Annotated in this window: 8 protein-coding genes and 1 tRNA gene; 6 read left to right on the top strand and 3 right to left on the bottom strand. The window is 65.7% G+C overall.

All coding sequences use genetic code 11. The features are described 5' to 3' along the window. The first annotated feature begins 322 nt into the window (after nt 1-322). Nucleotides 323-559: a hypothetical protein gene (locus BSTEL_RS12055; protein WP_156963142.1), complete on the top strand. Its 237-nt coding sequence runs from the start codon at nt 323-325 to the stop codon at nt 557-559. A 10-nt stretch (nt 560-569) separates the two neighbouring features. On the opposite strand, the gene BSTEL_RS12050 is transcribed toward BSTEL_RS12055, so the two are convergent. Then, on the bottom strand, nt 570-1,097 hold the full coding sequence (locus BSTEL_RS12050) for a hypothetical protein (RefSeq protein ID WP_156963141.1): 528 nt from the start codon (nt 1,095-1,097) through the stop codon (nt 570-572). On the opposite strand from BSTEL_RS12050, the gene BSTEL_RS03040 reads away from it, so the two are divergent. Next, nucleotides 1,071-1,146: transfer RNA gene (locus BSTEL_RS03040), tRNA-His, on the top strand. The two genes, BSTEL_RS12050 and BSTEL_RS03040, sit on opposite strands and share 27 nt — an antisense overlap. A 200-nt stretch (nt 1,147-1,346) precedes the next feature. Continuing rightward, nucleotides 1,347-2,384 carry a threonine aldolase family protein gene (locus BSTEL_RS03035; protein ID WP_034526979.1) on the top strand — a complete coding sequence of 346 codons (1,038 nt, stop codon included), beginning with the start codon at nt 1,347-1,349 and terminating at the stop codon, nt 2,382-2,384. On the opposite strand, the gene BSTEL_RS03030 is transcribed toward BSTEL_RS03035, so the two are convergent. Both BSTEL_RS03030 and BSTEL_RS03025 read right to left on the bottom strand, forming a co-directional pair. After that, the gene (locus BSTEL_RS03030; RefSeq protein ID WP_034526977.1) at nt 2,368-3,567 is read right to left on the bottom strand and encodes a glycosyltransferase; all 1,200 of its coding nucleotides are present in this window, start codon (nt 3,565-3,567) and stop codon (nt 2,368-2,370) included. The two genes, BSTEL_RS03035 and BSTEL_RS03030, sit on opposite strands and share 17 nt — an antisense overlap. Before the next feature lie 9 nt (nt 3,568-3,576). Further along, complete coding sequence (locus tag BSTEL_RS03025) at nt 3,577-4,827, bottom strand: pyridoxal phosphate-dependent aminotransferase (RefSeq protein WP_034526974.1); 1,251 nt, start codon at nt 4,825-4,827, stop codon at nt 3,577-3,579. Between the two features lie 226 nt (nt 4,828-5,053). Here BSTEL_RS03025 and purT point away from each other — a divergent pair, with 226 nt between their 5' ends. The 3 genes from purT to BSTEL_RS03010 all read left to right on the top strand — a co-directional run bounded on the left by purT (nt 5,054) and on the right by BSTEL_RS03010 (nt 11,199). Then, nucleotides 5,054-6,355 carry a formate-dependent phosphoribosylglycinamide formyltransferase gene (gene purT, locus BSTEL_RS03020; RefSeq protein WP_051922803.1) on the top strand — a complete coding sequence of 434 codons (1,302 nt, stop codon included), beginning with the start codon at nt 5,054-5,056 and terminating at the stop codon, nt 6,353-6,355. Nucleotides 6,356-6,514: 159 nt separating this feature from the next. After that, nucleotides 6,515-7,267: a phosphoribosylaminoimidazolesuccinocarboxamide synthase gene (gene purC / locus BSTEL_RS03015; RefSeq protein WP_034526971.1), complete on the top strand. Its 753-nt coding sequence runs from the start codon at nt 6,515-6,517 to the stop codon at nt 7,265-7,267. A gap of 179 nt (nt 7,268-7,446) precedes the next feature. Continuing rightward, the gene (locus BSTEL_RS03010; RefSeq protein WP_034526968.1) at nt 7,447-11,199 is read left to right on the top strand and encodes a phosphoribosylformylglycinamidine synthase; all 3,753 of its coding nucleotides are present in this window, start codon (nt 7,447-7,449) and stop codon (nt 11,197-11,199) included. Nucleotides 11,200-11,455: the final 256 nt, after the last annotated feature.

Raw genomic sequence — 11,455 nt, 5'->3', positions numbered from 1 at the left:
CGCCCCCGCCAGCGGGAGGGAAATACGAAGGCCGGAGCCGCAAGGGACATACCGGCACCCACAGGTCGAAGAACGCGGTGCCGAAACGAAGGCCGGAGCCGCCGGAGCCGCATGGAGCCGCATGGGACATACACGACAAAATACGAAGAACGACTAGACCGCTGGACACACATTTTGCCTATAACCCGAAGAACCATCAAAGCGAAGAATCCCGCTACTTCGAAGTGTCTACTCCGAAGAATACGCCCGACAACAAGAAGATGGCTCCCCGGAACCGAAGGGAAGAAGTTCCGGGGAGCCATCTGTAATGGGGAAGGAGGCGATGGTACGCTATCTGTTTCGCCGCGCCACCTTGCGCGGCCTCCTTGCAATGATGAACCACTCATTAACCAGTACACGTGTTTGCTTCGCGGTCCGGCGCCTGCGCCGTGCTTCCATGCCGCACCTCGGTGAATTCACCATCGATCGCTGTTCAATTATCAGTTCGAAGGCGTTGCGCCTGCGGCCTTACGGCTTTCTGCGCTTCGTTGCGACCTGCCGGATTCCCGGCCGATCTTAAACTCCGGCCTTCACTTGGAAGTATACCAAAAACCGAACATCGCATGTAAGGCGACACGCCGAAATACCAATAAGCAGTAAGGCTCGCCGTCATTATTGAAATGAACATAAACGAACAATGTGACCGTTGCCATGTGCACATGCGAGCGGTTGATGCAGCAGGCCTGCGGCACGGCAAGCCTGCGGCATGCGCGACCACACCGGACGGCAAGCGTCGAATGCGCGTAAGCGAACACGGCCGCACGGCCAAGCCACAGACCCGCCGTACCGCCACGGCCTGCCGCCGGCCATGACCGGATATACGCCGGACATCCGAGCGACAGATCCCGCATGGATGCCGCTCCACGAACGGCATCCACATGAACGACCGAACAATCGCCCGCCACACCACGACCGTCCGATTTGACCCCAACCCTTGAAATCAAGAGCGACACGCCGTAGTTGGACAACGGCGAAAAGTCCTGTATTGTATTCACTCGTTGCCGACCGGCGCAAGCGGGTCGAGAACAATGGTGGCTATAGCTCAGTTGGTAGAGCATCTGATTGTGGTTCAGAAGGTCGCGTGTTCGAGCCACGTTAGCCACCCCACTAAGACCCCCCGAGGAAAACCTCGGGGGGTCTTTTGTTTTCAGCGAAGCATCGGCCTACAGCCCATCACCCCGAATCCGAGAATCCGATACCGCGAATCCGATACCACGAGACACGGCCGGCATCCGGAAGTACAGTCCGCAGACGAATGTCGAGCGTAACGCCCCGATAGGAACGCCCCACGCCCTACACTCGTCATCATGCTTTCTTTCGAGAACGATTACTCCCGCGCCGCCCATCCGGCGGTCATCGACGCGATCACGCGCCTCAACGACGGCCTCTACCCCGGCTACGGCTCCGACCCGATCTGCGAGCGCGCCAAAACGCGCATCCGCGAGGCATGCGAGTTGCCGGACGCCGACATCTGGTTCCTGGTCGGTGGCACGCAGGCCAACCAGGTCGTCATCGACGCGATCACGCCGCCGTATGCGGGCGTCGTCGCCGTCGAATCCGGCCACCCGAACGTGCACGAGGCGGGCGCCATCGAATACTCCGGTCACAAGGTGCTCACGCTCCCCCACCACGACGGCAAAATGGACCCTCACGAGCTCGATGAATACTGCGCAACCTTCTACGCTGACGGCAACCATGACCACATGGTCTTCCCCGGTTCCGTCTACGTCTCCATGTCGACCGAGTACGGCACGGTCTACGCGAAATCCGAGCTGCAGGCCATTGCCGACGTCGCGCACCGCTACGACATGCCCCTGTTCGTCGACGGCGCGCGTCTCGGCTACGGGCTGACCGCGACCGGCTGCGACATGACCCTGCCCGAGCTCGCCGCCATCGCCGATGTTTTCTATATAGGCGGCACGAAAGTCGGCGCGATGTTCGGCGAGGCGGTCGTGTTCGCGAACCGCGACACGCTTTCCACCGCCCCGCGGCATTTCCTTACCGAGATCAAGCAGCATGGCGCCCTCCTCGCGAAGGGCTTCCTGCTCGGCGCGCAGTTCGATGCGCTGTTCACCGACGATCTCTACTTCCGCATCGCCCGCAATGCGAACGTGCAGGCGGACCGCATCCGCGCCGCGTTGCGCGAGAAGGGCTACACGCTCACGTTCGAGGCGCCCACCAACCAGATCTTCATCACGCTCGACAAGCCGACGATCGAACGTCTGGAGCGCGACGTGCGTCTCGGCTTCATGGAAAAGGCGGACGACACGCACACGGTGATGCGCATCTGCACGAGCTGGGCGACCACGGACGAGGAGACCGATCGGCTTATCGCCCTGCTGTAGCGATCGCCTCGCGTTCCATGTCGACGAACCGGTGGACGGACGCCTCCACCGAATAATGCTCGCGCGTGTGCTCGGCGTAAATCTCGCCCCACCGCGCGAGCTCGTCCGGATGGTCGATCCACCAGTCGATGCGGCGCGCGAGCATCGCCGCGTCGCGCACCGGAAACAGCGAGGCGTCCGTCAGCGCGAATTGGCTCGCCGCGGACAGTTCGGACGCGGCGATCACCGGCACGAGTCCGCACGCCATCGCCTCGATGACGCTCACCGATTCGATGTCGGCGATCGAGCAGTGCACGAACAGGTCGCATGAACGCAGCAGCGCCGGCATGTCGGCGTTGCGGTGGAAGCCGATATCCGCCTTGCGCTTGAGGCGACGGTTCGCACGGAACGTGAGATAGCGTTTGAGCGGACCGGTGCCGGCGATCACCAATTGGATGTCGCTGGCGTGCCGGCTCATCGAGATCGCCTTGATGAGCGTGATCTGGTCCTTCTCATGGGCGAGACGCCCGGACGCGACGACGCGGAACGGCACGTGCGCAGGCGCGTCCGAGTCGAGCGGCTTACGCGCGGTGAATCGCGGCGAATACCCGTTGGAGATTACATGCATTGTGCCTTTGTAGCCGTGTTCGCGCAGCAGGCTCGCGGTCATCTCGGTGGGCGTGTGGATATGGTCGACGCGCTTGTACAGCCATTGGCGGAACAGCCAGTAGAGGAACTTCTCCATGCCGGGGATGTAGCGCAGCGGTCCCGCGGAATACAGGACGTTCTCCGGTTGCAGATGGAATCCGGCGGTCACGGGGATGTGCATCTGGCGGGCGATCTTCGCGGCGCGACGCCCGAATTTGAACGGCATGTAGATGTGGACGACGTCCACACCCTGGAACGCGGTACGGAACAGCGTGTCGCTCGGTTCGGCGAACTGCATCTGCTGTTTGGCCGCCACCCACGAGACGAGCGGCACCCGGTTGACGCGGGCCGGATAATCGGGCGCGCCGACACCGACGAGACGCACATGATGCCCTTGCCGTTCCAGTTCGGCCGCCCATTGAAGCGCCGAATTCGATGTGCCGTTGCCTTGGTTGCCGACCGTGTCGACCACCAGCGCGATCGTCAGCGGGCGGTCGATGTCCTCCTCGACGATCGACGTCTTCCCGAACTCCTCAGCATTCTCCTGTTCACGCATTGCTCCAGTCTATGCCAGCGCGTGCGTGATGCGCGACACCGCCTGATAGAGGTCGCGTTCAGGTTTCAGCAGACTGAGGCGCACGAATCCGTCCGATGCGGGGCCGAAGCACGATCCGGGCATGACCGCCACGCCCGCGTGTTCGATGAGCCATGCGGTGAACGTGTCCGACACGCCTCCATCCGACGTGTCTCCGTCCGACACGCCTCCATCCGACGCACGGAAGTCGTCCGGCACTCGCGCCCACAGGAACAGTCCTCCGCGCGGCGGCGCCACGTCGATTCCCGCGTCGCGAAGCCCGTCGGCGAGCACCTGCGCGCGGTGTCCGTAGCTTGCACCGAGCGCCGTCACGGACCGCAGGTCGCCGCTCAGCGCGACCGCGCCGGCTTGCTGCACGACGCTGGAGGCGAGCACGGTGGTCTGCTGATGGACGGCCTTCGCGGCGGCGAGGATGTCGGCATTGCCGGCGATCCAGCCGCCTCGCCACCCGGCGACCATGAACATCTTCGACAGCGAGCCGAGCTCCACGGCCACGTCGGACGCGCCGGGCACCTCAAGAATGCTGGGAGAGGGTTCGCTGCCGAATTCGATGCCCGCGTAGGCGAAGTCGTTCATCACCGCGAACCGATGCGCGTGGGCGAGCGCGACGACATGCCCATAGAATTCCGGCGTGGCGACCGCGCCGGTCGGATTGTTCGGATAGTTGAGGATGAGCAGTTTCGCCTCGTCCCACAGACGCGGCGAGACGGCGTCGAGATCGGGCAGGTAGCCGTGGGCCGGGTCCGCGGGAATCGTCACGAAACGCCCCTTCGCGACGGCGGTGGAGCCCTCGTATTGCGGATAGTACGGGTCGACGGCCACGACAGTGTCGCCTTCGTCGACGAGCGCTTCGATGACGGTGGCGATGCCCACCGACGCGCCGGCGGTGGCGAGCAGGTGCGTGCGCGGGTCGAGCGTGACGCCGTGACGCGTGTCGTACCAGTACGCGATGGCGTCGAGATAGGCGGGGATGCCGTCGAATGCGGGATAGCGGAACAGGGACGGGTCGTGCGCCGCGTGGGCGAGCGCGTCCTGCATGAACACGGGAGGCGCGCCGTCGGGATTGCCTTTGGACAGGTCGATGACGTCATGCCCGGCGCGAATCGCGGCGGCGGTGCGCGCGTCCGCCTGAGCGAACGGGTTCGGAGGGAGCGCCGCCGCCCTGCGTGAGATCAGATCCGCGATCGGATTCCCCGCGGGCGACGGATTCCCTTTCCCCATGTCCCAACTCCCTTCTTCCCCTTCAGGAAACGTTGGCCCGATCGTTTATTCCCAACCGATCGGTGGTATTCAAGGTACGCCGCGGACCGGCGCATGGCAACGGCGTGTCTATACACGGTGTTTATGGAGGGTTATCAGCGGACGCACATCGGATGAACATGTCGTGCCGGCGCGGCGGGACACGCGACGGCACGGCGTATCGGGACACGATGGGAGAATGTGACGCATGACCGATAGCGTGAATGTTTCCCCTGATTCCCTGTCCGATTCCCACTCCCCCGCTTCCGACCGAGTGCTGGGCACGCCGCTGGGCGCGCATCCGACGCGCGTGCTGTTCCTCGGCTCGGGCGAGCTCGGCAAAGAGGTGACGATCGAACTGATGCGTCTGGGCGCGTGGGTGTGCGCCGCGGACTCCTACGCGGGTGCGCCGGCCCAGCAGGTGGCGCATGAGGCGCGCGTGCTCGACATGGCGAACGCCGACGAGCTCAAGGCCCTGTTCGATGAGGTCAGGCCGGACATCGTCGTACCCGAGGTGGAGGCGATCGCCACGTCCGAGCTGGCCGACGCGGCCGCACGTGGCGTGCAGGTGGTGCCGAGCGCCGAGATTGCGGCGATCTGCATGGACCGCGAGCGCCTGCGCGTCATCGCGCATGAGGAGTTGGGACTGCCGACCACGCCGTACCGTTTCGCGGGTTCCCTGGAGGAGCTGCGTGCCGGCGCGGACAAGGTCGGATACCCGTGCGTCGTCAAGCCGGTGATGAGCTCGTCCGGTCACGGCCAGTCCATCGTACGTTCCGCCGATGCGATCGACGCCGCGTGGACGGAGGCGCAAGAGGGCCGTCGCGCCGCCGGCGAGGGCGACGTGTCGCGCGTGATCGTCGAGGCGCTGGCGCCGCTCGACTACGAGCTGACCGTGCTGACGGTCTCGTCGAGCGCCGGCATCGTGACGTGCGCGCCGATCGGGCAGCGTCAGGAGTCGGGAGACTACCGCGAATCCTGGCAGCCGGCGACCTCGTCCGAGGAGGTGCTCGCGCAGGCCGGTCTCATCGCGTGCACGGCCGTCGAGGGACTGGTCGCGAAGGCGCAGGCGAGCGGCGAGACCGGTTGGGGCGTGTTCGGCGTGGAACTGTTCGTACTGACCGACGGTTCGGTCCTATTCAACGAGGTCTCGCCGCGCCCGCACGACACGGGCATGGTGACGATGGCCTCGCAGCGCCTGAGCGAGTTCGCGCTGCACGCGCGCGCGGTCCTCGGTCTGCCGGTTACGGCGGGGCACGTCGCGCTGTCGCTGCCGGAGGGCTCCGTCGCGGCCAGCCATGCGATCGTGGTCGCGGGCGACGGCGAGGCGGAATTCTCGAATCTGGCGGGCGCGCTCGCCGAGCCCGGCACCGACCTGCGCGTCTTCGCCAAGCCGGAGGTGCACGGTCATCGCCGCATGGCCGTCGCGCTGGCGATCGGCGAGAGCGAAGCCGACGCGCGTGCCAAGGCCGCGCACGTGGCCGACGCGCTCGACATCGAGGTGCGGTAAGGGCGTACTCTCCGCACTCCCCGTCTCGCCGGAGGCGATTCGGCGCGGAGATGATCCCACCGGCGGTGACCATGCCGCGGTCGTGTGTTGCATGTAGCCGGCGATTGGTACCCTTTTACCGTTAGTTCACCCAGATATTCCACTCCTGAAAGGCGAGTAATGGAGAAACTGGAAATGCTCTACAAGGGCAAGGCCAAGAAGATGTACGCAACCGACGACCCCGATGTGCTGTGGGTCGAATACATGAATCAGGCGACCGCCGGCAACGGCGCGAAGAAGGCCCAGATCGAGGGCAAGGGCAACCTGAACAACCACATCACCTCCGTCATCTTCGACCTGCTCAAGGCGCGCGGCGTGGAGAGCCACTTCATCAAGCGTCTGTCCGACACCGAGCAGCTGGTCAAGAAGATGGACATGTTCCCGCTTGAGATCATCATGCGCAACACCGCGGCCGGCTCCTTCGCCAAGCGCTACGGCGTCGAGGAGGGCACCCCGCTCAAGAAGCCGATCCTCGAGTTCTGCGTGAAGTCCGACGATCTGGGCGACCCGTTCATCAACGACGACGGCCTCATCGCGCTCGGCCTCGTGACCGAGGAGGAGCTCGCCGAGATCTCCCGCATCGCCCGCGCCGTCAACGAGGCGCTCAAGGACATCTTCTCCAAGATCGACGTGCAGCTCGTCGACTTCAAGATCGAAGAGGGCAAGACCTCCGACGGCACCATCCTGCTCGCCGACGAGATCACCCCGGACACCTGCCGCCTGTGGGACCTCAAGGACAAGTCCGGCAAGATCGAACACCTCGACAAGGACCTCTTCCGCCGTGACCTGGGCAACATCATCCCCGCGTACGAGGAGATCTATGGCCGTCTGGTCAAGCTGGCCGAGGCCGAAGGCGTCGAACGCGCCGAGTGACACCGTTGGCTCCCGCCGGCGGGAGCTGTCAGCCACAGGCTGACTGAGGGTGGCTGTCCGGGAACGAACCGGAAGACCACCCCCAGTCCGCTTCGCGGACAGCCCCCCGCCGGCGGGGGCCATATTCATATCACTCCCCATCCCAGCCCGTTTAAGAACCTGATAACGAAAGGACCCTCATGGTTTTCCGCGTGTACGTGGAGAAGAAGCCCGGCTTCGACGTCGAGGCGCAGCAGCTCGCAGGCGAGCTGAAGACCATCCTCGGCATCGCCGGCCTCAAGTCCGTGCGCATCGTGAACCGCTACGACGTGGAGGGCATCAGCGCCGAGCTGTTCGCCCAGGCCACGCCCACCGTGTTCAGCGAGCCGCAGGTGGACGACGTGACCAACGACCTGCCGGACTTCGGCGCGGCGAAGGTGTTCGCCACCGAGTTCCTGCCCGGCCAGTTCGACCAGCGCGCCGACTCCGCCAGCGAATGCATCCAGCTCATCTCGCAGGGTGAGCGCCCCACCGTGCGCTCCGCGAAGCTGTACGCCCTCGAAGGCGACCTGACCGAGGCGGACGTCGAGGCGATCAAGCATTACGTCATCAACCCGGTCGAGGCGCGCGAGGCGTCCCTCGACGTCAAGGAGACGCTGAAGACCGCCGTGCCGACGCCCGGCAAGGTCGAGGTCATCGCCGGCTTCAACGAGATGGACGCCGAAGCCGGCCAGAAGTTCATCGACGAGCGCGGTCTCGCCATGGACCTGGCGGATCTCAAGTTCTGCCAGAAGTACTTCGCCGAGGCGGGCCGCGAACCCACGATCACCGAGATCAAGGTCATCGACACCTACTGGTCCGACCACTGCCGCCACACAACGTTCGGCACGATCCTGACCGACGTCGCCATCGACGACGAGGTCGTGAAGGCCGCGTTCGAGCGCTACCTCGAGCTGCGCCGCGAGCTCGGCCGCGAGGGCAAGCCGCTGTGTCTGATGGACATGGGCACGATCGGCGCGAAGTGGCTCAAGAAGAACGGCATCCTCACCGGTCTCGACGAGAGCGAGGAGATCAACGCCTGCACCGTCAAGGTGAAGGTGGACGTCGACGGCGAGATGCAGGACTGGCTGTTCCTGTTCAAGAACGAGACCCACAACCACCCGACCGAGATCGAGCCGTTCGGCGGCGCCGCCACCTGCATCGGCGGCTGCATCCGCGACCCCCTGTCGGGCCGTTCCTACGTGTATCAGGCGATGCGCGTGACCGGCGCCGCCGACCCGACCGTGCCGGTCTCCGAGACGCTGGAGGGCAAGCTCCCCCAGCGCAAGCTCGTGACCACCGCGGCCGCCGGCTACTCGTCCTACGGCAACCAGATCGGTCTCGCCACCGGCCAGGTCGACGAGATCTACCACCCGGGCTACGTGGCCAAGCGCATGGAGGTGGGCGCGGTCGTGGCCGCCACCCCGGCCGACCACGTGCGCCGCGAGACCCCGGCCCCCGGCGACAAGATCATCCTGCTCGGCGGACGCACCGGACGCGACGGCATCGGCGGCGCGACGGGCGCCTCGAAGGCCCACAACGTCGAATCGCTGGAACTCGACGGCGCCGAGGTGCAGAAGGGCAACGCGCCGGTCGAGCGCAAGCTGCAGCGCCTGTTCCGCCGCGGCGACGCGTGCCGTCTCATCAAGCGCTGCAACGACTTCGGCGCGGGCGGCGTGTCCGTGGCGGTCGGCGAGCTGGCCGACGGCCTGTACGTGGACCTCAACACCGTCCCGAAGAAGTACGAGGGTCTCGACGGCACCGAGCTGGCGATCTCCGAATCGCAGGAGCGCATGGCCGTGGACGTCGCCGCCGAAGACGTCGAGGAGTTCCTCGGCTACGCGCGCGAGGAGAACCTCGAGGCGACGGTAATCGCCACCGTGACCGAGGACCCGCGCATGGTGATGACCTGGAACGGCGACGAGATCGTGAACCTCACCCGCGAGTTCCTCGCCTCCAACGGCGCGCCGAAGCACCAGGCCGTGCACATCGAGGCGCAGCAGGCGTACGAGGTGCCCGCCGCGTGGACCACCGGCACGTTCGCCGAGCGCATGCACGCGCTCGTCACCGACCTCAACGTGGCCTCCAACAAGGGCCTGTCGGAGCGCTTCGACTCGACGATCGGCGCGGGCACCGTGCTCATGCCGTTCGGCGGCGTCAAGCAGCTCACCCCGAACGAGGCGATGGTCGCCAAGCTCCCCGTGTTCGGCGAGACCACCACCGCCTCCGCGATGGCGTGGGGCTTCAACCCGTACATCATGGAGAAGAACCAGTTCACCGGCGCCTACCTGTCCGTCGTCGAATCGCTCGCCAAGCTGGTCGCCGCCGGCTTCGAGCATGAGAAGGCGTACCTGAGCTTCCAGGAGTACTTCGAGAAGCTGCGCGACGAGCCGGAACGCTGGGGCAAGCCGATGGCCGCCGTGCTCGGCGCGCTCATGGCTCAGATCGACCTCGGCGCCGGCGCGATCGGCGGCAAGGATTCCATGTCCGGTTCGTTCGAGGATCTCGACGTGCCGCCGACGCTGATCTCCTTCGCCGTGGCCGTGGGCAATATGAAGCGCGCCACCTCCCCCGAGTTCAAGGGTGCCGGCCACCGCATCGTGCGCATCGCGCCGCGTTACCTGGCCGACGGCCTCACGCCGGACAAGGACGCGCTGCTCGACGCGTTCGGCCTGGTCGAGGAGCTCACCGACTTCGGCACCGCGCTGGCCGTCTCCACGCCGGGCTACGGCGGCACCGCCGAGGCGCTGTTCAAGATGACCGTGGGCAACGGCATCGGCGTCGCGCTCAACGACGGCATCGCGCTCGACGACCTGTTCAAGCCGGCGTACGGCTCGTTCATCGTCGAGCTCAAGGACAACGAGAAGATCCCGGCCGTTTCCAACCTGGTCGAGGTCGGCGAGATCGGCGTGACCACCGAAGCCTACGAGTTCACGGCCGCCGGCGAGACGCTGGGCCTCGCGGCCACGCAGGACGCGTGGGAGGGCGGCATCGAATCCGTGTTCCCGTACCGTTCCCACGGCGCGGAGAAGACCGAGACCGTCGAGACCATCGACTTCCACGCGGCCGAGGCCGGTGTGAAGAAGACCGTGTACGTCGGCTCCGGCGTGGCGCGCCCACGCGTCATCATCCCCGTGTTCCCGGGCAACAACTGCGAGTACGATTCGGCCGCCGCGTTCGAACGCGCGGGCGCCGAGGCGCACACGCTGATCGTCAACAACCTCACGCCGGCCGCGGTGGCCGAGTCCACCGCCAAGCTGGTCGAGGAAATCGGCAAGAGCCAGATCGTGATGATCCCGGGCGGCTTCTCGGGCGGCGACGAGCCGGACGGCTCCGCCAAGTTCATCACCGCGTTCTTCCGCGCCCCCGCCGTCACCGAGGCGGTGCGCGACCTGCTGAAGAACCGCGACGGCCTCATGCTCGGCATCTGCAACGGCTTCCAGGCGCTCATCAAGCTGGGCCTGGTGCCGTTCGGCGACATCGTCGACATGGACGCGACCTGCCCGACGCTGACGTTCAACACGATCGGCCGCCACCAGAGCCGTCTCGTGCGCACGCGCGTTGCCTCCGACCTGTCCCCGTGGCTCGCGAAGACCTCCGTGGGCGACGTGCACACGGTCGCCATCTCGCACGGCGAGGGCCGTTTCGTCGCCTCCGACGAGACGCTCGCGCGCCTCAAGGCCAACGGCCAGATCGCCACGCAGTACGTGAGCGAGGCCGGCGTGCCCGGCATGGACCTGGACGTCAACCCGAACGGTTCGATGCTCGCCATCGAGGGCATCACCAGCCCGGACGGACGCGTGTTCGGCAAGATGGGCCATTCGGAGCGTTCCGGCAACGGCCTGTACGTGAACGTGCCCGGCGACAAGGTCCAGCCGATCTTCGAGGCCGGCGTCGACTACTTCGCCGCCTGATCGGGTAGGTCGATAAGGTAGGTCGATAAGGTAGGGGCTGGTTCCCGGGGTCGTGATGGCTCCGGGGGCCAGCCCCTTTGGGTTTCCCGGTTCACGATTTTGAGGCTTGGCGAATCGTGAACCGGGAACCTGTTCATATGAACACGGGGTTCCTTGGGAATCCGCCGTTCCCGCGGAACGCACATGCGCGATTCCGTTCGGTTCCAGTTCACGATTCCATAGACCTTGAAAATCGTGAACCGGGATGCTGATTCGT

The sequence above is a fragment of the Bifidobacterium stellenboschense genome (genome assembly GCF_000741785.1).
In the GTDB taxonomy this organism is placed as follows: Bacteria; Actinomycetota; Actinomycetes; order Actinomycetales; family Bifidobacteriaceae; genus Bifidobacterium; species Bifidobacterium stellenboschense.
This window is presented reverse-complemented; position numbering and strand designations above follow the sequence as displayed.

Bases quoted from the DNA above. Each gene is read 5' to 3' on its own strand.
- BSTEL_RS12055 (WP_156963142.1), top strand. From the start codon at position 323: ATGGTACGCTATCTGTTTCGCCGCGCCACCTTGCGCGGCCTCCTTGCA.
- BSTEL_RS12050 (WP_156963141.1), bottom strand. From the start codon at position 1,097: ATGCTCTACCAACTGAGCTATAGCCACCATTGTTCTCGACCCGCTTGC.
- BSTEL_RS03035 (WP_034526979.1), top strand. From the start codon at position 1,347: ATGCTTTCTTTCGAGAACGATTACTCCCGCGCCGCCCATCCGGCGGTC.
- BSTEL_RS03030 (WP_034526977.1), bottom strand. From the start codon at position 3,567: ATGCGTGAACAGGAGAATGCTGAGGAGTTCGGGAAGACGTCGATCGTC.
- BSTEL_RS03025 (WP_034526974.1), bottom strand. From the start codon at position 4,827: ATGGGGAAAGGGAATCCGTCGCCCGCGGGGAATCCGATCGCGGATCTG.
- purT (WP_051922803.1), top strand. From the start codon at position 5,054: ATGACCGATAGCGTGAATGTTTCCCCTGATTCCCTGTCCGATTCCCAC.
- purC (WP_034526971.1), top strand. From the start codon at position 6,515: ATGGAGAAACTGGAAATGCTCTACAAGGGCAAGGCCAAGAAGATGTAC.
- BSTEL_RS03010 (WP_034526968.1), top strand. From the start codon at position 7,447: ATGGTTTTCCGCGTGTACGTGGAGAAGAAGCCCGGCTTCGACGTCGAG.